Here is a 22,955-nt window from a genome sequence, read left to right as displayed (position 1 = left end):
ATTTTGTAATGACGCAATTTTATGCTTGACAACAAGCGGTCAATAAGCGGCGCGATTTTGTATAACTCATTATTACAGGAGGTTATACATGCCGCGCACATTTCACCCATGCAAAAAGCCAAGCTCCATTTCTTTTTTCGACTTATTGAAACCTGCTCTTAATGCCATGAATACGATGCCTGAACTTCAATCCAGAGGGAATCGCCCCTTGAAAATGTCTTTCGAGGAGCAGCTGCGGGCATTGGTCTTTTTCCATCTTGAAGAACACACATCGGCACAACACCTTTTGCAAACTCTCAAAGAAGACAACTTTGCCAGAGAACATATTGCTCCTGAAGATGGCATTGAAAAGAGCAGTTTCTCCGAGGCCACAAACACGCGTGGGCTTGATCAGTTCTTACATGTATTCGAAAATCTCCAACAGCAAGCATCCCATTTGTTACCGGAGGCCAATAAGGAGCTTGGCCAATTGGTTGGGATTGACGGTTCCTTGATTGATGGCACCTTATCCATGCTTTGGGCCGATTATCGAAAAGCATCCAAAAAGGCAAAAGTTCATGTCGGCTTTGACCTGAATCGATCCATTCCCAGGAAAGTTTATCTCACCGACGGCAACGGTGCGGAAAGGCCTTTTGTCTCTAAGATACTTTCGAAAGGGCAAACCGGGGTTCTGGACCGTGGATATCAATGCCACGAACTGTTCGATCAATGGCAAGAAAACGATCAGTTGTTTATTTGCCGAATCAAGGCCAGCACCAAGAAAAAGATCGTCTCTCAGCACGCGATACCTGCTGACAGCATTGTTTTCTTCGATGGCATGGTACTTTTGGGTACCGCGGGTATAAACCAGAGCCAACGCCCCTTACGGTTGGTGGGTTACGAAGTCGACCGTGTCAAATACTGGATTGCCACCAATCGCTACGATTTATCGTCGGAGCAGATCGCACAGGCGTATAAATTGCGCTGGAACATTGAGAACTTTTTTGCCTGGTGGAAAAGACACCTGAAGGTCTACCATCTGATTGCCCGCAGTTCCTATGGCCTCATGGTCCAGATCCTTTCAGGCCTGATCACTTATCTGTTGTTGGCCATATACTGTCACAACCATTTTAAGGAAAAGGTATCCATCCGGCGGGTGAGGCAGTTGCGTACTCAGATCGAAAATGAACTGCGATGCTGGCCTGTGGATGCCGGTGATCAGCGATATGAAAAAGAGCCAAAATTAGAAAACGTTAGTGCAATAACTTAACCGGAAGTTACTGAAAATATTTATGATATCATATGATTATAATGAAGCCATCGAACCGCTGCCGATCAACCGTCACTGTCTGCCAGCAAAGCGTTGATTTCCTGACGCCGTTGGAACATCCCAGCCATGTCGTGTCCAAAGACGCGGTCTGGTTTTCAAAGGGTGGGCCGGCAGCCGAAAGTTTTGGGAAAAGAGCCGCACGATATTTGAATATGCAGACGGCAAGCCCATATAAAATCCGCCGGCCCGTCTCAGCCAGAACAATGGTCTCGGAGCAGTCTTACTCCCTGCCGATGCCGCCCAGGCTCATCTGGATGAAGCCCCGCAAACGCTTGGAAAGCACCCGGTAGGAAAAAAACCGCCGGCCGACGGCATAGTTGTGCTCCACGGTCTGGCGGCAAAGTTCCGGATCGGTGAGCAACTGCCGGGCCTTTTTCACCGCTTGATCGGTCACGTAACCGTCGATCTCAACCACATTGAAGCCCTTGGGTTCGATGTCCTTGGCGTAGATGGAGTACTTGTTCACCACGATAGGCCGTTTGAAGTACACGGCTTCGAGAAAGGCATTGCCGAACCCCTCGAAGGTAGACGGATAAGTCACCAGGTCGGCGTGTGGATAGATGTCCTCGAGGGTATAGATTTTTCTGCCATCTGACGTTTTGCCGCGCTGCTCGTTAATGATGTTGGCCACAAACACCGTGTTCACCCCCATCAGCTTGGAATAATCGCGCAGCCGGTTTTCATAATCGTAGCCCTCGTCGCCCGAGGCATGAGAAATCACCAGCTTGGACTTCAAGCCCAATCGGTGCACCAGCTCGATGGCATGCTCGATCCCCTTTCGGGCCACCACGCGGGTGGGCTGAAGGATAAAAAATTCGTCATCCGCGATCCCCAGATCTTTGCGGACATCGACGGTGTATGCATCCGGCGGTTCAGGAGGATGCTCGAAATCCATGACATTGGGGATGCACGCCGCGGAGATACCTGTACGCAGGCTGAGCTGCTGGGCTGCAAAGCTGTTGATCACCACATGTTTGATGGATTCCAGGTCCGGCGGGAAAGCCATTTTCAGATAATCCCCGACGGCATTGCTCATAAATCGGTCGCGCTCCCAGTAAAAATCGTGGTGGTGAGCGATGGTCGCCATCCCGGTTTCGGCAATAAATTCGGTCAAGGCCAGCCCCAATGGGATATTGATGGGAATCGTCAAGGCGTTCTGAGGGACGAGGAGTTGGATATCGAATTTCTCGGCAAACGCGTACAGCCGATCCTTGAGAAGTAGGCGCAGCCGATGGATCTCTGCGGTAATTTTCCGGTCGCGCTTTTGGTTGTCATAAACATGGCTGTTGATGGCCCGGATGCGGGGATGGGTAAAATGCGCTTCGGGGACAAGCATGGAGATGTTTTCGGGGCTGTCGAGTTCTCCTGCCATAAAAAAGCAGTTGAACCCCTCCGACTGGAAAACGTTGGCCCATTTGGCTGTCTCCAGGGAAACACCATCGGTACCCGCCAGGCGGGTAGAGACGAAACCGATATTTTTTATTCTCCGATAAAAACCGCGTCTTGCCATAAACGCCTCCCTGACGAGAAGTTTGCCAATCTGCCACCGGAAAAACGGCAACATGCGGCTATCCCGGTAGGGCATCGACCGATTTCATCCAGACGTGAACGCGAGAATCAAAATTCGAAATTAGGCGTGAAGAACCGGACTTGGATGATAGTAAATAGGGTACCACTGGCCGGGGATTGGGTCAAATTCTTATAAATCGGGCACTATCTTCTCAACCGTGAAAGGAACGTTTCTGCATCCCGGCGCCCCAGGTCGAAGGTTGCCTGCAACCCGCCGGGATTGGTGTAATCCCAGCGGCCGATGAGCGGCTCTTTGGACGGCTGGAGGTAGAGTCGTTTGCCGCCATGGGGAATTCGGTCCGAGGGATAGCGTCTCGACAACAGCACCAGCATCGGCCCGGAGACATCGGCCACCGTCGCCACAGGACAGTTGTCGATCAGACCTCCGTCGAGCACGGGCTGCCGGCCGCGATATTGAAGCGGTACGAAGGGCGGGGTGCACGAGGATTGCAGGATCAGATCGGCCAGTTGGCCCGGGCTTCGACACTCCCGGACCGAAGCCACCAACGGGCGAAAGCCCACTTTGGTCGCCCAGGTGGGGTGCATCGGCTTTTTCAAATGCTTTTCCGTCAGGTAGGTGCCGATGCCCAATGCGGGGGCCACCTGTGGAGATAACCAGGCGGGGGGCCTGGCCATCAGCACGCGAATGTCGGGGCCTCGCCGCATGCGGTCCATGGCGCTGTCGTCCATGACCGAAAGAACGCCTTCCCGGTAGATCGCAACCTGGGGAAAAACCGGCCGGCCGGTTCCCCAGCGGGTCAGGTAGATGTTTCTGGAGTTGCCGGCAAAGCGGCGTTTGAACAGGGCCAACCCCTTGTCAATGCGGCCGCTTCGCACCAGGCAGGCCATGGCCGCCCCGGCGCTGACGCTGCCGATCACCGCCCGATCCAAGCCCAGCGGTTCTGCGGCCACGGCCCAGAACCCGGCCTGCCACACGCAACGGCAGCCGCCGCCGGCAAAGACCACACTGTTGAAGGTCGGCACAGCTGTCACGCCCCCAGCCCCTTTGTCATCCAACACCCTATTATAATTGAGACTCTCGATTCTGACCAAATAGGGGCAGTATACCTGCGGGTCGGGTGTAATTCAAGTCGCCACCGCCATAAATCCTCACCTTTTTCTCAAAAAAATCCTAAGCTATTCGATAGCAACGGACGATAATTTTGATTGTAGCCAATCCCGCTCGTATCGATAGCGGTTCATCAACACGCAACGGCGGAAGATCCGCGACCGCCTTTTGCCATGAGCGACCTTTTCGGGTCAGGAGGTGCAAATTGAAAGGTACGGCCTTGAGTTGCTTTTTCGGACTGTTGCTGATCTTTGTCCTGATGGGGTCGATTCCGACAGAATCGGCCGCAGCCCCGCCGCTGCGCATGAAATCCTTTGTCATCACCGACCCGAAGATGGGCGGCATCCCGGCCTTGCGGGTCATGGCCCCGTCCGACTGGCGGCCGGCGGGCGGCCTGACCTGGAATACCGCCCTGGCCAATCTGGTCACGGCCAATGTGGCCATTACCGCACCCGATAGCACAGCGGGCGTTTTCGTTCATCCGTCGAACCTGTTCATCAGCGGACAAATCGAGTACCAGTGGCAGCAGGGCCAGCTCTATCTGGGAATGATCGTCATGCCCATTCCCAACAGCCCGGCTGCCTTTGTTCAGCAGATTGTCCTGCCCCAACAGCGGCCGGGGGCACGCAATGTAAGACTGGTCGGGCAGGAAGACCTGCCGGAATGGGGCAACAGTATTGCGGCCGCCAACCAGCAGCCCGGTGGAATCTGCCGCGGATTCGGTACCTGCGCCCGTTTTGCCTACACGGAAAACGGGGTGGCCTGGGAAGAGGATTTTTACTGTGTGGTATTGGTTGTACAGCCCAACATGGGGCCACAGAACATCTTTTGGCAGGCGGATCGCAATCTTTCCGTGCGCGCCAGAAAGGGCCAGCTGGATGCCCTCAAGCCCCTGGCCAACGCTTTCGTGAATTCATTCCGCGTCGACCGCAGCTGGTTCGCACGGTTCAATCAAGTCCAGCAGCAGTGGATCGCCGCCCAGCAGCAGGGCATCGCCAACGCCGGCGCCCTGAGCCGCGCCATCAGCCGCAGCAACGACGCCTTCGACGCGGCCCTGACGCAGTCATGGAGGACCCGCCAACAGGCCGAAGACCGCGCCAGCCGTGAATTCAGTGAATACATCCGCGGAACGGAGAATTATAACGACCCGACAAGCGGCCATTCGGTGGAATTGCCCGGCGGGTATGACCACGTCTGGGCCAACTCTCTGGGCGAATACATGCTTTCCAACGATGCGGGATTTGATCCCAACCAGCATTCCAACAATGACTGGGTGGCCGTCGAACCGGTCCGTTAGTGTCCGCATGCGACCGAATCTGACCACCGGCTAAAACGATTTTACCTTTCGGGGCCTATCCTTTCAGAACGGCCCGCACCGCCCGGGCCAGGGTCTCGATTCGATAGGGCTTTTTCACGTAGGCGCCGGCCCCGATCCTGCGTGCTTCCTGGACCCGGTCCGATTCCGAATATCCGCTGGTGATCAGGGCCCGCTGGCCGGGATGAATCCGGAGAATCCGCCGATAGGTTTCCAGCCCGTCGATGCCGGGATCCATGATCATGTCCAGCACCACCAGATCTACCTGCCTGTCGCGGAGATAGACGACGGCCGCTTCCCCATCGGCAACGCTGGTGGCGGAATAACCCAGTCGGGTAAGCATTTGTGTGGCGAGTTCCCGCTGCTCCGCCACGTCGTCCACCACGAGGATGCGCTCTCCATCGCCTTTCATGGTCTCGATGGTTTCTTCTCCGCCGGTTTGCATCCGTTGTTCCCGGGTTGCCGGCAGATGAATGGCAACCGTGGTGCCCTGGTCCGGACTGCTGGAAATATCGATATGTCCGTGGTGATCCTTGACGGTGCCCCAAACCACCGCCATGCCCAGGCCGGTGCCGGAGCGGCCCATCACCTTTTTGGTGTAGAACGGCTCGAAAATCCGATCGATGTCTTCTTCCGAAATACCGATGCCGTTGTCCTTGACCGTCAGCACCACATAATCGCCTTTCTCGATGTCGTCATATCCGTCGATGGGGGTGTCGATGGTGCGGTTGCGGGTCCTGATGTGGACCACACCGCCGTCGGTCATGGCTTCCGCAGCATTCGAAACCAAATTCATTACGGTCTTGGTCAGGTGGATCGGAGAACCCGAGATATTCAAAAGGTCGTCGGCAAGTTCCGGTATCAATTGGATACCGGGGTGGTAGGTCTGCAATTTTCTGCATTCGGGGCTGCTCAAATAGTCCCGGACAATCTGGTTGAGATTGACGATTTCGGAGACCGATACCCCCCTTCGGGCCAGGGTCAACAGATCCTGAACGATGTGGGCGGCGCGCTCGCCGGACGTCTGGATGGTACGGAGGGGTTGCCGCAAGGGGCTGTCTTCCGGCAAATCCATGAGGAGCAGCTCCGGATAGCTGACCACACCGGACAGTACATTGTTGAGGTCGTGGGCCACACCGCCGGCCAGCATGCCGATGGCTTCCATTTTTTGAGCCCGCTGCAACTGCTCCAGCAACCGCTGCTTCGATTCCGCCGCAGTCACCTGTTCGGTGATATTCCGCACCATTCCCAGCGCCAATTCGTCCGACACCGCCAACAATCGGGCCTCATAATATCTCTCGTCCTCCCCGAAAGGCAGATCGTACTCGAACACAACCACTTTATCGGTCTCGAATGATCGGGAAAGCTGCCTTCGGAAAAGGCGAGCTAATTTTTCCGGCATGACCTGTTCGATTTTCCACCCGATGCAGCGATCCGGAGATACTCCCAGACGCTCCGGGTTTCCCCTCATATCCACAAAGCGGCCATTACGATCGAACTGAAACAGAATGTCGGGAATGGCATTGAGGATGGCCCGGGTGCGGATATCGCTCTGTCTGATTTTCTCTTCCGCCCGTTTTCGCTCGGCGACCTCCTTTTTCAGGGATTGCTCGCGTTGGCGAACCGTGTCGGCCATGTTTTCGAACCGTCGGGCGATGTCCGCCAATTCCTCGTGGTGAATCTTGTCGAAGCGGTAGTCTCCGTCTCCACGCGCAATGCGATCCATTCCCTCCCGCAGGATGTCCAGCGGTTTGCGCATGAGCACCCGCAAAATAATTCCGGTGGCAACGACGATGACCACCAGGGACACGGCCAGCACCATTAAGGCCGTATTACGAAGCCAGGCCAGTTCCTGCCGGTAGGTCGCCAGCGAGAGGGAAATTTCGGCATGCCCGATGGTCCTGCCGGTGTGAACAATGGGGACCTCCCGGCGAATCGGATAATCCTCAGTCAGGCGGCTGAACCGGTAAAAAACGTTTCCCTCGGCGCCCCGGATGACAACCGATGCCACCAGTTCGTTGCGAGCGAAGCCCTCTCCGATCCGTCGGATCTGCTCGTCATCCAGATCCCAAATCGGCACAGCCAGGGTTTCGGAAAGGCTAACGGCGTATTCATCCGCTTTTTCCTCCAGGCGCCGGTACAATTCGTCGGTCTGGCGGTTGTAAATCAGAAGCAGGAGCACAACTTCCACCAGCAATACCAGCACCACCAGGCTGACGGTCAGCTCCGTAGAAATGGACCGTCCCCGCCTGATCTTGATATTTTTCAATGTCAACGATGGTGATGTGGGCCGTTTCACAGGCATCTCTTCTGTTTGCGCCGGGAACCGGTTTTACCCCTTGAGCCCGTTATTCCGGCGAATAGTTGTATTTCTTACAGATGCGTCGATAGCTGCCGTCGGATTTCATTTCCTCCAGAACCGCCTGCCAGAGGCGAACGACATGGGGCGATGTCGCTTTGGAAAAGGCGATATAGTTGCGAACGGTATGAAACGCGTAAGCCAGCTCCAGTTGGTCGGGAGACACGCCGGCCTGCCTGGCCAGATGGTCGAGGTTGAAATCGGAGCTGACCCACAAATCGATATTGCCCCGTTCAAGATGCGCCACATTGGTGATGTTTATATTGGTGGGCACCAGATTGTCGAAGCCTTGTGCCAGCAGGTATTGCATCTTGGCATCCTGATGATAGGTGCCGATGCGTGCTACGTTCCGGGCTGCTTCCATGTCGGCAACGGATACACCCGATCCTTTCCATCGATAAAAGCCCCATCGCTGCCGATACAGCGGCCCCACCCAGAAAAACAAATCTTCCCGCTGGGGCAGTCGCGTGGTCGAGAAAAGCACGGTGTTGGCATCCGAAAGCACCAGCTGGTACCCCCTGGCCCATGGGACGATTGTTATCGTATCCGGCTGGCCGGTACGCCGGAGAATTTCTTGGACAATTTCAACGGAAAGTCCTTTGATTTTTCCGTTTTCCACATAGGCCGATGGCGGGTAATCCTCGGTGTACGCCTTCAGGGAAAAGGGCCTGCCCCCGGGAGTCTTGCCATCCGAAACCATGATGGAATCCTCGGGCAGCCATTTTCGCGTCAGCCACCGGAAAGTGCCGTCCGCTTTCATGGCATCCAGGGCAGCCTGCCATTCCCGCACCACCTCCGGCGCGGTGGTTTTTGAAATCGCGATGTAAAAATAATTCTTCCGATAGGTGTGGACCGCCCGGATTGCCCGTGGTTCGACCCCGGCCTCACGGGCGACAGCGGGTGCGATCAGGCTGTGGAAAAACCAAAGGTCCACCCGCCCGGAGGCCAGTTTGCGGACGTTGCTGAGCGGACTGTTGGAACTGTCGAGGTTGGTGAATCCCAGCGACTTTAAAATCTGTTCCGCGGAGTCGTCCTTATAGGTCGCAATGGAATTTACCTGCTTGGCGTCGTCGATGGAATCGATGCGCCGCGGATCGTCGCTGCGGGCGTAAAAGGCCATACTGCTGACATAAAGCGGTCCGACCCAATGAAACAGCGCCTCGCGCTCCGGCGTCCGCGCCGTAGTAAACAGCGCCACATTGGGTTCGCTGCGCAGCCGCTGGTATCCGCGGGCCCAAGGCAGAACCTCGATGTTGCAGTCGACTCCCAACCGCCGGGCAATCTCCCGGACCACACCGGTTGTGACGCCCGTTAGTTTCCCGTTTTTGGTATAATTGAAAGAGGCGACTTCTTCGGTGATGAGGCTCATTTCGGCGGCCGACGAAAGCGCCAAAGGGGAAAAAACCCAAAAAAGAACAAGGAAACCGAACGTCCGCTTCATCGTCCGCTCCAGTAAAATCGTTTCTTGCACCGAATCCGTTTCAAATCCAATATTTTTCATTATGTTGCCAATCCGTGTCAATATCTTTCCTATTTTAGGAAAGGAACGCCGGACGCGATGGCACAAAAAACGTTTCATGCCCGCATTCGGCTCTTTGCTGCACGGTTGCACCGCCTCTATTGCCGTGATAGGATCGGGAAACCATCCTTACCCGTTCACGGGGTTGAAATGCCCAATGTGCTGCAACGGCCTGACCCGTAAGTGTTCAATGGCTGAAACAATGAACAAAGACGATACAGCACAAACACGCCAACAGGTCGCCGCGTGACGGCCACGGACACTGCCATCGTTATCCTCATGGGGATAGCAGCGCTCGTTGCTGCCGCCTCATTTTCAGTCATCGTCCGGTATCTGTTCGAACGCGGGTTGGCCGACCGCAATATGCAGGCACCGGACCTGCGGGAGATTTACCGGACCTATATGAACCAAACCAGGAAAGAAAACGGCCGGATTGGACCGGCCCTCTGGATCCATGGCGGTTCGGCTGCAATCTTTATTTTCACCGGGGTGGCATATACGATCTTCCGCTTTATCCTGCCCCGCTTCTTCTGATTCCTTTACGGCCGGTCTCATCCAACGGAGCACCCCATGAACGATCTTTTCACACCGCAACGCTACCATATCGTCATCACGCCGAATCTGAAAGATTTTACGTTTGCCGGCCAGATGACCCTCAACGCCCGTGCCCTAAAGCCCACCGAGGCCATCCGCCTGGACAGCCTCGAATTGGACATCCGGCAATGCCGGGTGAAAACGGAAGACAAAAAGCATCCCGAGGGGGAGTGCCGGTTTGCCGTCGATCCGGCCGAATCGGGCCTGACGGTTCATTTTCCCGGCCCCCTTAAGGGTGACGTTGAACTGGTGATCGACTACACCGGCAAAATCAACGACAGCATGGCCGGTTTTTACCGCAGCGGCATCCAGGTCGCGGGGGCGCCGGACCATATGGCCGTCACCCAGTTCCAGGAAAGCGACGCCCGGCGCGCCTTCCCCTGCTTCGACCACCCCATGCAAAAAGCCGTCTTTACCGTAGAAATGGTGATCGATGACAATCTGACCGCTATTTCCAACGCCGACATCCAGACCATTTCAGCGCTGGAAGCGGGCCGGCGGCGGGTTACCTTTTACCCGACGCCCAAAATGTCCACCTACCTGGTCTTTTTCGGGGTGGGGCCCTTTGAGATCCATCGCGACGAAAACGACCACCGGATGCGGGCCGTCTGCCTGCCCGGAGCAGGGGATCAGACCCGCTTCGGCCGGGACTTCGGATGCAAGGCCCTGGCCTATGGCGAAGACTATTTCGGCATCCCCTATCCCCTGACCAAACTGGACCTGATCGCCGTTCCGGACTTTGCCTTCGGCGCCATGGAGAACTGGGGGGCCATCACCTTCCGTGAAAACCTGCTTTTGAACGTCCCCGGGGTAACCTCGCGCGAAGCCCGCACCCGCATCTGTGAAATCATCGCCCACGAAATCACCCATCAATGGTTCGGCAACCTGGTCACACCAGAAGATTGGAAATACCTTTGGCTGAACGAAAGCTTCGCCACCTACTTCGGATATGGCATGGTGGACCATTACTATCCTGAATGGCAGATCTGGCACGCTTTCGTCAGAAACCAGACCGAGGCGGCCCTGGCCCGGGACGCCCTGCATGAAACCTTTGCCATCGAAATGCCCGGCGATGCACCGGTGGCCATCACCACCAGCACGGCCCCCATCATCTACAGCAAGGGGGGCAGCATTTTGCGCCAGTTGGAAGCCTGGATCGGCCCGGATCGCTTCAAATCCGGTCTTCGGCGCTACCTGAAGGACTTCGCCTATGGCTGCGCCGCCAGCCACCACCTGTGGGAATCGCTCACCGACGCATCGGAAATGCCGGTGTCGGAATTGATGCGAAGCTGGGTCACCCAGCCGGGATTTCCCCTGATCACCGCCCAGCGAAACGGCAACCGCCTGAGTTTACACCAGCGGCGCTTTACCTGCCTGCCCGAAGATGGGGATCAGACGTGGATGGTGCCCCTGTCGGTCACCGCCTACGCAGCGGACGGAAGCCATGAAACCCTTACGGTTTTACTGCAAGAGCCTCGGGCCGACATCGACCTGCCTTCCGGCACCCAAACGTACATCCTCAATCCCGGCCACACCGGCTTTTACCACGTCCAATACGCCGAAGCGGAAAATCTCTCCCGCCTGGCAGATCGGGTTAAAAAGCGGCAGATACCGGCCCTGGACCGCTGGGGACTTCAAAACGACCTGTTTGCACTGGTCAAAGCCGGTGAATTGACCATGGACGCCTTTCTGGTCTGGGCTGATCATTATCGCGGCGAGCGGACCTACCTGCCCCTTTCCAGCCTGGACGGCCACCTCTTTGAAGCCTATCTGGTGCTGGAAGGGAACATCCGCAACAGGATCGGCCGGACGGCCATGGATCTGATGGATGCCGCCCTGGATCACATCGGATTTGAGCCGGCGAAGGACGAATCGCATGCAACGGCCATGCTTCGCGATCAGCTCCTGGTTCACGGCAGCCTGATCGGCAACAAAAACGCTCTTTCCTTCCTCATCGATTATTTCCATGCTTTTGCGAACGGCCACCCGGTGCCTCCGGATATTTTCAGAAGCGTGATGACTGCCGGCGCCGTTGCCGGCGGCCAAGACGCCCTGGACACCATGGTCCGCCGGTTGGCCTCCAGTAAGGTCGAGCATGAACGCACCACCCTGGCAGCCGCCCTGGGCGCCTGTTCCCAGTGGACGGAACTGGCAGCGGCGCTGGACGATGCCCTGGACAAGCTGCCCGACCGCATCCGTTTCATGCCGCTGGTGGCCGCCGCCGGCAATCCGGCGGTTACGCATCGTCTATGGGCCTGGTTTGAAGCCAATTTTTCGCGCCTCCAAAAGATGCATCCCCTTCTCTTCGAGCGGGTGGTAGCCACCTTCGTTCCCGTTCCCGGCCTGATAGAACCGCCTCGCACCCGGGCCTTCTGCGAACAGTTGGCCCGGCGGCAACCCCGGTTGAAGGACGTCGTCGATCTTTCGCTGGAGCGCCTGGAAATCAACCACCGTTTTCGGTTGCGGGAACAATGACGGGTCGGCAGTCCATCGGACGGGCAGAGCATGGCAGCGACAGTCGCCCTACCGTTGTTTACTATCGAATCGGTAGAATCAAATCGTTGAAAAGATCGATTTCTTTGGCCAGCCTGGCGGGGTCCCTGAACCGGGGAAACGGCAAATGGCGATTGTCGCGCATGGGCGCCCGACTCGGATCGCTGAGGTCGAGAAGTCCGTTTGTGTAGCAGAACGCGCCATAGCGCACGAAGCCGTATCCACCGAGCAGAGGAAGTTCATGGCGCAGGCCCTCCAGTTCGTCGATTTTGGAACGGGCAACGGGCGTAATCCCCTCCTGGGTGAAAAGTTGATTGATCAGATGGATCACCGGTGGGATCTCGTCAGGTGTTTGGCAGTAAATGGTGACAAATTTGCCTTTCACCTCCCCCTCGAAGCCTTCATACAAACCTCTGGATGCCGCGTATTTATAGACCAGACCGGCGGACTCCACCCGATCCTCGAACAATCTCAGGGCGGGCAGGGCCTTTGCGTAATCGGCGGGATATATGGAGAGGTGGATTTTCCAACCGGCGACATACCATCGGTCTGTCTTGCGCATTTCGCGCGTCAACTCGGCACACGTCAAGGTCCGGAAACGGAAAGAGCTGCTTTCCGGGTCCCAAAATCGCATATAGGCTTGGTGGCCCGAGTCACCAAAGGATCGGATTACATGCCATGACATGAAAAATGGATCTCCCTGCTTTGGATCTGGCGGCCCGAACGGTTGGCTCGGTCGCGCAATAGAGGGCACCCCTACCACATCCGTTCGCAGAAGTGAATCCTCTTGACTGACTATCGCTTAATGAAAAGATCGGATCGTTGAAAGACCAACGAAATGAAATCATTGCAGCACTCGATTTACTGATCACCGGATTTTAGCGCAAGCGGCGTCGCTGGATAGCAGTAACCACGGTTGGATAAACGGTCTCCACGATGCGGACATACCCTTCGGCTGTGGGATGCATCCGGTCGTCCTGGTTCAACTCGGGCCGGCCGGCCACCCCCTCGAGAAAAAAGGGAATCAAAAGAATTCCATGTTTGGCTGCAATCCGCGGGTAAATGTCGGCAAAGGCCCTGATGTAGTCCGGTCCGAGATTAGGCAGCATCTGCATGCCGGCCAGGATCACCTGAATATTCTGTCTTGTCAGCCTCTCTACCAGGCGGTTTAGATTGCTCTCCAGCAGGCCGGGGTCCAGGCCGCGCAGGCCATCGTTGGCGCCGGTTTCCAGAATGACGATATCCGGCTGCAAACTGGCAACCACCCAATCGATGCGCGAAAGCGCGCCGCTGCTGGTCTCGCCGCTTACCCCGGCGTTCACCACCCGGAAATTGTACCCGTCGGCTGTAAGGCGGCGCTCCAATTGGGCCGGATAGGCCATCTTTTCGTCAACGCCCAGTCCGGCGGTCAGGCTGTCCCCTACCGCAACGATGGTGCCCTCGTAGGCAGGTGCAGGCGGAGCAGGCGCAACTGTTGCCGGTTCAGGCGAGTCCGGACTGCAACCGAGAAATAATAAACTGAAAGCAATCGCAAGAACAAGCCATTTCAACCGGACCGTCCGTCGATGATACCATAGATCGTTATTCATTCTGCTGCTCCCTTAGATAGACCACCGGCTTTTTGGCCATGACCGATCGCGAAGCGGCCAGGCCCGCAGCGACCACTACAAAAACGGTAACTCCCGCCATGAACAAAGAGTCCGCCGGAAAAAGCTGGTAGCCGATGTCGAATTTCATCCGGCAGACCCACCAGGCCCCGGCCTGGGCCAAAGCCAGGGCCAAAAGGCTGCTGAGCAGGCCGATGATCAGGTTCTCCAGGGCAAAAACAGTCACCACGAAGCGCCGGCCGGCACCCAGGACCTTGTAGTATACCGACTCCATCATCCGTTCAGCTCGGGTGGCGAATACGGCGCTGACCAGAATCAGGATGCCGGCAGCGACGCTGAACAGGCTGAAAAGGCGCACAATCCGGGAAAGCCGCTCCATCATTTTCGCCAGGATTCCGATGGCCTGGGAGATATCGATAACGCTGATGTTGGGAAACCGGGAAACAACTGTCGTTTGCAGTGCCCCCAACTCGCCGGAAGGCACCTTCAGGGCGGCGAAAAGGGTCTGGGGGGCTTTGCCCAGCACCGCTTCCGGAAAAACGAAATAGAAGAACGGATTCATGCTTCGGTTGTCCCGCGTACGGATGCTGGCAATGCGCGCGGTAATCGGAACCCCCTGGATCGTGAAACGGATGCGGTCGCCAATCTTCATATCGCGCATCTCAACCACGGTGTCCATAACCGAAACCTGGGGCTCGGTCCAGTCGCTCCGGAACAGCGTATCCCCCTCGATCAGGCTTTCGTCTTCCAGCAGGCTTTCCCGGTAGGTCAGGTTGAACACCCGCGACAGGTTGTCGCGCCGTTTTCGGCCTTCCCGACGGCGGTCGATGGCCTGGTCGTTGATGGCCGCGACGCGGGCCCTCACGACGGGATAAAAGGTGACCGGCCGGCCGACGGCGGCTGAAAAAGCCTCGTTTTGACCGGGCTGGATGTCCACGAAAAAGGCGTTGGGCGCATCGGCGGGAAAGGAGCGCACGAAGGTGGCCCTCAGATTTTTTTCGATTAACCGGTCGCCGAAAATCAGGGCCAGCGAAACGGTCAGGGTGATCATCACCGCCCGGGTGGCGTTGCCCCGGCGAAACAGGCCCCGGATGGCCTGGCGCATGGCCAGATGGCGCACGGGCAAACGCCGGAGGATTGCCAGCACCAGTTGGGCCAGCAGGCCCGCCGCCAGCACCATGCCCGCGAGCGCGCCGACAAAAGCGATCCCGAAGCGAACGTCCCGCATGTGCCACAGTACCAGAAACAGAAAAAACAGCAGGATCAGCACGGCGGAAAGAAGGGTCGGCCAGCGTCCGGCGTCAGGGGCTGCCTTCCGCTTGAAGAGGACCAGCGGACGCATCTGCCGGGCCCGGTAAAGGGGAATCAGAGAAAACAGGATCACCACGGTAGCCCCCATCAAAACGGCCTCCGCCACCCCGGCCCAGGAGATGCCCTTGGCAAGGCCGCCGGGCAGCAAAGAACCCAGCAGCCAGGTCAGGATGGCCTGCATGGCCCCGCCGGCAACAATGCCCGCAGCAGTGCCGATAGCGCCCAGTACCAGCACCAGAAAAAGGAAATGGGTAGTGATGAAACGACCGGTGGCCCCCACGGTTTTCATGATAGCGATGGCGGGCCGTTTTTCATTGAGCAGGGCGGTCAGGGTGCTCTGAATGCCCATACCGGAAATCATCAGGATAAACAGACCCACCAATTTGAGAAAAAAGAGAAACATGTCGAAAAAACGGGTAACCGCCGATCCGGCGGTCCGGTAAGTATCGATGCGTTCGCCGCCCTCGGCCGCCGCCCGTTGCAGTTCCTCGGCGATGGCATCCACCTCGAGGGGATCGGCAACCTGAAGCAGCAGCGTGCGGCGGATACGACTGCCCGTGGCCATCAGTCCCAAAGATTCCAGGTCGTCATTGTGAATGAACACACGCGGGCCGAAGGCGAAAAGTTCCAGGGGGCGGTCCGGCTCTGCGGTAACCACGTCCACGATTCTCAGGGTCGCATAACCCACCTGCAAACGGTCGCCCACCTGCAGGCCGATGCGGTCCAGCAGGGTCTGCTCCACGATGCAGGCGCCGGGAGTCAGGACCTGTTCGAAGGACCGCCCGGATTTCAGAACCACCAGCCCATAAAAGGGGTAGCCCGGTTCGACGACCTTCAGCCGCGAGAGTACTGAGGCGGTTTTTCCCGTATCCCGAACCACGCTGTAAAACTCATGCACCATCGCTCGCCGGACGCGCGCCTGTTCCACCAGGCGGTCAGTTGCTTGAAGCAAGGGGGTGGAGATGGGATCGTAGGATCGAACCAGAATGTCTGCGGCGTGTAGGATGCGGGCGTCGTCCTGCAGGGCAAGCTTCACGCTTCTGCCAAAGCCTGAAAAAGCGGTCAGGGCGCTCAGGGAAAGCGCCACGCAGAGAACGAAAAGAACGGCCTGGGTGGACGAACGGCGAACCTGGCGGATGACGGTCGGCAGATGGCGCATCGCGCGGCTATCCTTTCAGCCGTCCATCGGCAAGGGTGAACACCCGGTCGGCAACCCTGGCGATTTCCGGATTGTGGGTCACCAGCACCAGCGTGGCCCCGTGTTCGTTTTTCAGATCGATGAGCTGGCTGAGCACGATGCCGCCGTTTTCCGAATCCAGGTTGCCGGTGGGCTCGTCGGCAAACAGCAGTTTGGGGCGGTTGATCAGGGCCCGGCACAGGGCAATGCGCTGTTTTTCGCCGCCGGAGAGCTGGCTGGGGAAATTGTCCGCCCGGTCGGATAGACCCACCCGGGAGAGCAATTGCCGGGCTCGGTCATCCGCATCGGAATCACCGGCCAGTTCGGCCGGAAACCCGATGTTCTCCACGGCGGTCATGGACGGAACCAGGTGGAAAGACTGGAAGACGAATCCGATAGTGCGGTTGCGAAGCGGCGCCAGCTCCTCTTCGGATGCCGCCGAAATTTTCTGGCCGTCAATCAGAACCTGCCCCGATGTGGGGCGGTCCAAACCGGACAAAAGGGTCAGCAGTGTGGTCTTGCCGCTGCCGCTGCTGCCGCTGATAACGACAAACGCCCCCTTTTCCACGGAAAGGGACACGTCTTCCAGAACGGAAATGACACGGTGATCGACACTGTAGGTCTTGGTCAGGTTATAGGCCTGAAGGATGGCCATGGACATATTCTCCCGTTCGAACGATTGGACTCGTTGATTGCATCGATTCGATCCGACGATGGGATAAAACATAAGGCCTTGTGCCGGTTTTTCAAATCCGATCAGGCAAATGCTGGGTGCTTTTTGGTTTGGGAAACAAGCGTCTCGAGGCGGGCTGTTGGGGGAATAAAAAAAAGGAACGCCTGAATAACGAACCGGTTGTTCAGGCATTCCCTATAAGAGTCTGCGGAGGCAAAAAGGCACCCCCTTGGCGATGGTTACATGGGCAGGAAGGTGACGCCCAATCCGAAGATGATCAGCGACCAGAGCATGGCCACAAAGGTGTACCCCATGATGTCGCGGGCCTGCAGGCTGCTGCCGGCCGCCACAATGGGAAAGAAAGCCAGGGTCCAGAACGGCTGGATCATGTTGGTCCAACTGTCGCCGTAGCCCACGGACATGGATACTTTGGCGATGAAGGCCTGGGTGGCCTCGGCCGTCATGCCGGTATTGGCCGCCACGGTTTTGGCCGCCTCAACAATGGGCTGCCCTACCACGGCCCATTCACCCCCGCCGGAGGGTACGAAAATGTTGAGCAGACCGCCAGTGAGAAAAGCCACGAAGGGAAAACTTCCCGGCGAGGTGGCCGCCGCCAGGGAAGTGGCTACCTGTTTGCCCAGGCCGGTGTAGATCATGATGCCCATGATGCCGGCATAAAAAGGAAACTGCAGGATGATGCCGGAGACATTGGAGCAGGCCCGTTTCATGGCCACCACATAGCGGATGGGTGTCTTGTGTGCCATCATACCCAGGATAATGAACAGAAAATTCATGATATTCAGGTTGATGTCAAAACCTTTGGAATAAAAATGGGAAACGATGATGTAAAGCCCCATGATTACCACAAGACCGCTGATGATCCAGGAAGCGTTGAGCATGTCGCTGATGCATTTGTCCGGCAGACAGAGGCTGTCAGCCTCTTCTTCGACGGTCATGGGCTTGGTCGGGGCGTCTCCTTCGCGCAAATCGTCGAAGGTTTGTAATTTGTCTTCCGAAGGGCGCATCATCATGAACAGCATGGGCAGGGTGAACAGCAGCGCCAGGTTGATCACGATGTTCATCGGGCTGCCCAACGTCAGGGTGGTCGGGATGATTTCCGTGAGAACGTCGGCCTTGATCAAAAAGTTCTCGGGCGTGTTGAGCACCAAAGGAATCGATCCGGACAAGCCGCCGTGCCAGGGCAGAAAAGAGGCATACACGGCCGCGGCGACGAGGCGATAATCCACGCCTTTGACCCGCGTGGAGAGCTCTCTGGCCAGTACGGCTGTGAGCACGATCCAGCCCCAGGAAACCATGGAAAAGATCTGTCCCACAAAAATGACGCTGGCGTAGACCCATACCGGGCTCTTGATCCGACTGGCGATCCAGTCGATGAATCGGCTGGCGATGGGGCTGATGGCAATGGCGTATCCGGTGACCAGGATCAAGACCATCTGCATGGCGAACTTCAGCAGGATCCAGAACCCCTTGTACCAGGCTTCGGCAATTTTCACCGGACCGACATCCACGGCGAACAGGGCCCAAACTGCCGCGATGAGGGTCAAAATCAGGGCAAAAATGTAGGAATCCGGCAGCCATCGCCGAAACCGTTCCGCAAAAAAAGTTCCGATACTACCCAGCATTTCTTTCCTCCTTTGGTTGAGCTTCTGCGGTGTCAGTGTGATCACTGGCACCGCGCACAAGCCAGTGGCCCGGTGTTTGCCAAGGTCGCTGGTTCCCAATGCCCTAAGGGCACAACTCTTCGATTATTCCTGCAGTTCTTTCAGTCCTTCGTACTCGCCGAGGCAATTCGGGTTGGCCAGGGCGTCGCGGTTGGTCACCGGCTTTCCGTGAATGACGTTGCGCACGGCCAGCTCCACCTTCTTCATGTTGATGGTGTAAGGAATCTCCTGCACCTGGATCACCTTGGCCGGCACATGGCGCGGGCTGCAGGCCATCCGGATGGTCGTCTTGATCTCTTTGATCAGCGCGTCATCCAGTTCGACGCCCTTGGCCAGGGTGACGAACAGAACTACCCGCACATCGTCGTCCCATTGCTGGCCGACCACCACGCTGTCCGTCACGGCCTCCAGCGATTCCAGGGCCGTGTAGATATCGGCGGTGCCGATGCGCACCCCGCCCGGATTGAGGGTCGCGTCGCTGCGGCCGTAGATGGTGATGCCGCCGGTCCTGCCGTTGACGCTGATAAAATCCCCGTGGGTCCAGACCCCCGGATACTTGGTGAAGTAGGCGTTCTGGTATCGCTCGCCGTCCGGGTCATTCCAGAAGTAGACCGGCATGCTGGGAAAGGCCGCTGCGCAGACCAGTTCGCCGGTTTCGTCGGTGACCGGCACACCGTCGTCGTTAAAGGCGTGCACCTTGAGCGCCAACCCGGGCCCCTGCAGTTCTCCGGCGTGGACCGGCAGCATGGGGTTGCCCAGGGCGAAACAGCCGTTGAGGTCCGTGCCGCCGCTGATGGAGGCCAGCTGCATGTTGGATTTGATTTCGCGGTAGGCGTACTCGAAGCCCGATACGGCCAGGGGCGAGCCGGTGGAGCAGATCATGCGAAGCTTTTCCAGGTTGCAGTCGCTGCCGGGCTTGTAGCCGGCCTCGTCCAGGGCCGAGATATACTTGGCGCTGGTGCCGAAAATGGTCATCCCAACCTTCTCGGCCAGCTTCCAGAGCACTTCCGGGCCGGGATAAAAGGGCGAACCGTCGTACAGCACCAGGGTGGTCCCCACGCCCAGGCCGCAGACCAGCCAGTTCCACATCATCCAGCCGCAGGTGGTGAAATAGAACAGCACGTCCTCACGCCGCAGGTCGCAGTGCAGGAGGTGTTCTTTGAGCTGGTTGGTCAGAATGCCGGCATGGCTCTGGACCATGCATTTGGGTTTGCCCGTGGTGCCGGAAGAATACATCACGTAAAGGGGATGTTCGGCCGGCACCTGCACGAATTCGATCTCGGCTGGCGTGTAGGGGGCCAGAAAAGACTCCCAGAAAACGGCGTTGGGCACCTTGGACAGATCCGGCTGATCGGTTGTGTAACCCACCACGACCACCTTTTCCACCATGGGAAGCTGCTTTAAGATGCCGCCCACCTTTTCGAGGCTGTCGAAGGATTTGCCGTTGTAGAAATAGCCGTCGGCCGTAAAGAGCACCTTGGGTTCGATCTGGCCGAAGCGGTCCAGCACCCCCTTGATGCCGAAGTCCGGGGAGGACGAAGACCAGATGGCGCCCAGGCTCACCGCGGCCAGCATGGCAATGATGGCCTGGGGCATGTTGGGCATGAATCCGGCCACCCGGTCGCCCTTCTGGACGCCGGCAGCCGCAAGGGCCTGGGCCATGCGGCTGACCTCGTCGTACAACTGCTTGTAGGTGTACGACACCAAAGACTGGCCTTCTCCCTGGAAAACCAGGGCCGTTTCGTCGTCCCGGAAGCGCAGCAGGTTCTCGGCGAAGTTCAGTTCGGCGCCGGCAAACCATTTGGCCCCGGGCATCTTGCCGGGATCGTCCACCACCTGGTCATAGGGCTTGCTGGCGATGATGCCGGCAAACTCCCAGAAAAGGTTCCAGAACTCAGGGATGTGGTCCACGGACCATTGCCACAGCTCCCCGTAAGTGGAAAGGGAAAGGCCGTGGCGCCGGTTGACCTCGTTCATGAAGCGCACCATGTTGGACTTCCCGGTAAAGGCCGCCGATGGCTGCCAGAGCTTTTTCGGATCGTTCATGCTGCCTCCTTTTCTAAAAAGTGTCCGTCCAGAAATGGTAGATTTTGGTTCCTGACAAGGCCGAGCGCATTTTCAACCACAGGAATAGTGAGCTATTTCGAGGATTGAAAATGAGCGAGAACAAAGTCAGGGGCCGAAAGATGCCGTTTCTGGGCGGGCTCAAAAGTTGACCTTGTCCAACCCCTTAAGCCCCAATATCTGGCGGGCTTCTTCAGGCGTGGCCGTCTCCACGCCCAGTTCATCGGCAATGCGTTTGAGCTTGGCCACCTGTTCTCCGCTGCTTTTTGCCAGGGTGCCCTTCTCCAGGTAAAGGTTGTCCTCCAGGCCTACGCGGGCATGGCCGCCCATGAGCAGGGCATGGGTGGTCATGGCCAGCTGCGTGCGGCCGGCCGCGCACACCGACCATTGAAAATCGCCGATCTGTTGGCGGGCGGTCTGCACCAGGTACACCAAGTTCTCCACGGTAGCGGGGATGCCTCCCAGGATGCCCAGCACGAATTGCAGGTAGACGGGCGTTTCGATCTTGCCGGTGTCGATCAGGTAGGCCAGGTTGTTGATCATGCCCACATCGTAGATTTCGAACTCGGGTTTGGTTCCGTACTGCCCCATCAGTTCTGTGAATTTGCGGATGGTGTAAAAGGTATTGGGAAAGATGAAATCTTCGGTTCCGGCCAGGTACTGCCGCTCCCAGTCGTATTTCCACTGGCCCTCATACTTGGGCACTACGTGGAAAAGGGCAAAATTGAGGGAGCCGGCGTTGAGGGAAGCCAGCTCCGGTTCGAGGGTTGAGACCACTTTGGCACGATTTTCCACCGTGTCGCCCAGGCTGCCGCCGGTGGTCATGCACAAAACGATGTCGCAGCGTTTTTTGACCTCGGCGGCCACTTCCTTGAAAATCTCCTGGTCCGCCTTGGGTTGACCGGTTTCCGGATCGCGCACATGCAGGTGGGCCACCGCCCCGCCGGCTTCATAGACGCTCATGATGTCTTCGATCAGTTGCTGCGGCGTAATCGGCAGATGGGGAGACATGGTGGGGGTGTGGATGGCGCCGGATACGGCAGCGGTGATGATGGCTTTGCGGGGAAGACTCGTGATCATAGGATAGACATTCCTTTCCAATTTTTTAATCTATTTTTTGATGCCAGGGTAAACATTCCAATCTCAATAAGCGATTCAGGCATGCCGGTATCGTTGCGCCGATATCGGCATGCCTGAACCGCCATTATTTCGGGACGGCGGCCCTGTCTATGATCATCTTCGAGAAATCGGCAATCATGGCATCGAGATCGAAGGCAGGCCGCCAGCCCCAATCTTGCCTGGCATTACCGTCATCCAGATCGATTTTCGCCAGACCGCCGAGCAGGGTGTTGATTCTCTCATCGACGTCGAAATCCAGATCGGCTTCCGGCAAAAAGCGTCGCACCCGGTCGCAGAGGTCACCAGCGGAGTAAAATGGTCGGCAGCCGGCCAGATTGTATACACGGGTCTTTATGGTCGAGCCGTCTGCAACACTCAGCTCCCAGAGCGCCCGGACCGCATCTTTATAGTAAATGGTTGGGCAGCGCAGAGACGGATCGACCGGTATCCGGTAGGGATTCCCCTTGAGTGGTTCCTCGATGGCCCAGCAGTTGTAGATCGACATGTGCGCCACCCGGCATCCCGGCGCCACCACCGACGGGATGCGCAATCCTCTGAAATCCAGGCCGTAGCGCCGGTGGAAATACAGCCCTATCTGTTCGCTGAACGACTTGCAAATGCCATAGATGCTGGTGGGACGCTGCAGGCAGCGGTCGCCGATCGCCCCCTCGGGAAGATCCAAACCGTAAACCGCGATGCTGCTGGCAAAGACGACCCGCTGCATCCCGGCGGACCGGGCATCCTCCAACACATCGAGCGTACCGACGGCGTTTACCCCAATGGCTTTTTCCGGATCATCTTCAGACGGCAGGGAAAGCATGCCGCCTAAATGAAACAGGGTGTCGATGCCGTGGGTATGGATCGTTTCCCCCAAAAGGTTGTGGTCGATGAATGATCCACTGACGAAGTCGAAGGCCTCCGATGGTATCCCATGAAGCCGCTTTTCCGGCGAAGCGATATCCATCAACACCGGCCGCTGTCCCTTGGAAATCAGCCAGCGCGCCAGTTCGGATCCGAGCAGTCCGCTGCCGCCGGTAATTAAAGCATTCATTTTCTACTCATTCATTTTCGGTGCAGGGGCGAAACACGTTTCGC

The 22,955-nt window shown here is 57.5% G+C and carries 15 protein-coding genes and 1 pseudogene; 4 read left to right on the top strand and 12 right to left on the bottom strand.

What is annotated here, in order from left to right:
• Nucleotides 1-88: 88 nt before the first annotated feature.
• A pseudogene (locus tag GN111_RS21855) lies at nt 89-1,168 on the top strand (IS4 family transposase); the annotation flags it as partial.
• A gap of 361 nt (nt 1,169-1,529) precedes the next feature.
• Here the strand turns inward: GN111_RS21855 and GN111_RS21850 are convergent.
• Complete coding sequence (locus tag GN111_RS21850; RefSeq protein ID WP_155305791.1) at nt 1,530-2,819, bottom strand: glycosyltransferase family 4 protein; 1,290 nt, start codon at nt 2,817-2,819, stop codon at nt 1,530-1,532.
• A 203-nt stretch (nt 2,820-3,022) separates the two neighbouring features.
• Complete coding sequence (locus tag GN111_RS21845; protein ID WP_170302405.1) at nt 3,023-3,871, bottom strand: patatin-like phospholipase family protein; 849 nt, start codon at nt 3,869-3,871, stop codon at nt 3,023-3,025.
• Between the two features lie 281 nt (nt 3,872-4,152).
• Here GN111_RS21845 and GN111_RS21840 point away from each other — a divergent pair, with 281 nt between their 5' ends.
• Entirely contained in the window at nt 4,153-5,244 is a 1,092-nt protein-coding gene (locus GN111_RS21840) for a hypothetical protein (protein ID WP_155305789.1), read from the top strand.
• Between the two features lie 55 nt (nt 5,245-5,299).
• Here GN111_RS21840 and GN111_RS21835 read toward each other — a convergent pair whose 3' ends face one another.
• Both GN111_RS21835 and GN111_RS21830 read right to left on the bottom strand, forming a co-directional pair.
• Complete coding sequence (locus tag GN111_RS21835) at nt 5,300-7,561, bottom strand: hybrid sensor histidine kinase/response regulator (protein ID WP_170302404.1); 2,262 nt, start codon at nt 7,559-7,561, stop codon at nt 5,300-5,302.
• 49 nt (nt 7,562-7,610) lie between these two features.
• Nucleotides 7,611-9,062 (bottom strand): substrate-binding periplasmic protein, encoded by a 1,452-nt coding sequence (locus GN111_RS21830; RefSeq protein ID WP_170302403.1) that lies wholly within the window; start codon nt 9,060-9,062, stop codon nt 7,611-7,613.
• Between the two features lie 324 nt (nt 9,063-9,386).
• Between GN111_RS21830 and GN111_RS21825 the strand changes: the two genes are divergently transcribed.
• Nucleotides 9,387-9,674 carry a hypothetical protein gene (locus GN111_RS21825; RefSeq protein ID WP_155305786.1) on the top strand — a complete coding sequence of 96 codons (288 nt, stop codon included), beginning with the start codon at nt 9,387-9,389 and terminating at the stop codon, nt 9,672-9,674.
• Nucleotides 9,675-9,710: 36 nt separating this feature from the next.
• Nucleotides 9,711-12,209 (top strand): M1 family metallopeptidase, encoded by a 2,499-nt coding sequence (locus GN111_RS21820; RefSeq protein WP_155305785.1) that lies wholly within the window; start codon nt 9,711-9,713, stop codon nt 12,207-12,209.
• 61 nt (nt 12,210-12,270) lie between these two features.
• Here GN111_RS21820 and GN111_RS21815 read toward each other — a convergent pair whose 3' ends face one another.
• The 8 genes from GN111_RS21815 to GN111_RS21780 all read right to left on the bottom strand — a co-directional run bounded on the left by GN111_RS21815 (nt 12,271) and on the right by GN111_RS21780 (nt 22,911).
• The gene (locus GN111_RS21815) at nt 12,271-12,912 is read right to left on the bottom strand and encodes a hypothetical protein (protein WP_155305784.1); all 642 of its coding nucleotides are present in this window, start codon (nt 12,910-12,912) and stop codon (nt 12,271-12,273) included.
• Between the two features lie 193 nt (nt 12,913-13,105).
• Nucleotides 13,106-13,816, bottom strand: coding sequence for an arylesterase (locus GN111_RS21810; RefSeq protein ID WP_155305783.1), 711 nt, complete (start codon nt 13,814-13,816; stop codon nt 13,106-13,108).
• Entirely contained in the window at nt 13,809-16,304 is a 2,496-nt protein-coding gene (locus GN111_RS21805) for an ABC transporter permease (protein ID WP_155305782.1), read from the bottom strand. The genes GN111_RS21810 and GN111_RS21805 overlap by 8 nt, the downstream gene beginning before the upstream one ends.
• A gap of 7 nt (nt 16,305-16,311) precedes the next feature.
• Entirely contained in the window at nt 16,312-16,977 is a 666-nt protein-coding gene (locus GN111_RS21800) for an ABC transporter ATP-binding protein (RefSeq protein WP_155305781.1), read from the bottom strand.
• A 257-nt stretch (nt 16,978-17,234) separates the two neighbouring features.
• Nucleotides 17,235-18,638, bottom strand: a complete 1,404-nt coding sequence (locus GN111_RS21795) for a short-chain fatty acid transporter (RefSeq protein WP_155305780.1) — start codon at nt 18,636-18,638, stop codon at nt 17,235-17,237.
• Nucleotides 18,639-18,761: 123 nt separating this feature from the next.
• On the bottom strand, nt 18,762-20,723 hold the full coding sequence (locus GN111_RS21790) for an acetoacetate--CoA ligase (protein ID WP_155305779.1): 1,962 nt from the start codon (nt 20,721-20,723) through the stop codon (nt 18,762-18,764).
• Nucleotides 20,724-20,882: 159 nt separating this feature from the next.
• A complete protein-coding gene (locus GN111_RS21785; protein WP_155305778.1) occupies nt 20,883-21,821 on the bottom strand; it encodes a beta-keto acid cleavage family enzyme in 939 nt (312 codons plus the stop codon).
• A gap of 124 nt (nt 21,822-21,945) precedes the next feature.
• Nucleotides 21,946-22,911 carry an NAD-dependent epimerase/dehydratase family protein gene (locus tag GN111_RS21780; protein WP_155305777.1) on the bottom strand — a complete coding sequence of 322 codons (966 nt, stop codon included), beginning with the start codon at nt 22,909-22,911 and terminating at the stop codon, nt 21,946-21,948.
• Nucleotides 22,912-22,955: the final 44 nt, after the last annotated feature.

It is taken from the genome of Desulfosarcina widdelii (genome assembly GCF_009688965.1).
Lineage (GTDB): Bacteria > Desulfobacterota > Desulfobacteria > Desulfobacterales > Desulfosarcinaceae > Desulfosarcina > Desulfosarcina widdelii.
Note: the sequence above shows the minus strand (reverse complement) of the source record. Positions and strands in the feature narration are given on the sequence as shown.

What these genes read in the sequence shown, in the direction of transcription:
- GN111_RS21850 (WP_155305791.1), bottom strand. Translation starts at nt 2,819, where the DNA reads ATGGCAAGACGCGGTTTTTATCGGAGAATAAAAAATATCGGTTTCGTC.
- GN111_RS21830 (WP_170302403.1), bottom strand. Translation starts at nt 9,062, where the DNA reads ATGAAGCGGACGTTCGGTTTCCTTGTTCTTTTTTGGGTTTTTTCCCCT.
- GN111_RS21820 (WP_155305785.1), top strand. Translation starts at nt 9,711, where the DNA reads ATGAACGATCTTTTCACACCGCAACGCTACCATATCGTCATCACGCCG.
- GN111_RS21815 (WP_155305784.1), bottom strand. Translation starts at nt 12,912, where the DNA reads ATGTCATGGCATGTAATCCGATCCTTTGGTGACTCGGGCCACCAAGCC.
- GN111_RS21810 (WP_155305783.1), bottom strand. Translation starts at nt 13,816, where the DNA reads ATGAATAACGATCTATGGTATCATCGACGGACGGTCCGGTTGAAATGG.
- GN111_RS21805 (WP_155305782.1), bottom strand. Translation starts at nt 16,304, where the DNA reads ATGCGCCATCTGCCGACCGTCATCCGCCAGGTTCGCCGTTCGTCCACC.
- GN111_RS21800 (WP_155305781.1), bottom strand. Translation starts at nt 16,977, where the DNA reads ATGGCCATCCTTCAGGCCTATAACCTGACCAAGACCTACAGTGTCGAT.
- GN111_RS21795 (WP_155305780.1), bottom strand. Translation starts at nt 18,638, where the DNA reads ATGCTGGGTAGTATCGGAACTTTTTTTGCGGAACGGTTTCGGCGATGG.
- GN111_RS21790 (WP_155305779.1), bottom strand. Translation starts at nt 20,723, where the DNA reads ATGAACGATCCGAAAAAGCTCTGGCAGCCATCGGCGGCCTTTACCGGG.
- GN111_RS21785 (WP_155305778.1), bottom strand. Translation starts at nt 21,821, where the DNA reads ATGATCACGAGTCTTCCCCGCAAAGCCATCATCACCGCTGCCGTATCC.
- GN111_RS21780 (WP_155305777.1), bottom strand. Translation starts at nt 22,911, where the DNA reads ATGAATGCTTTAATTACCGGCGGCAGCGGACTGCTCGGATCCGAACTG.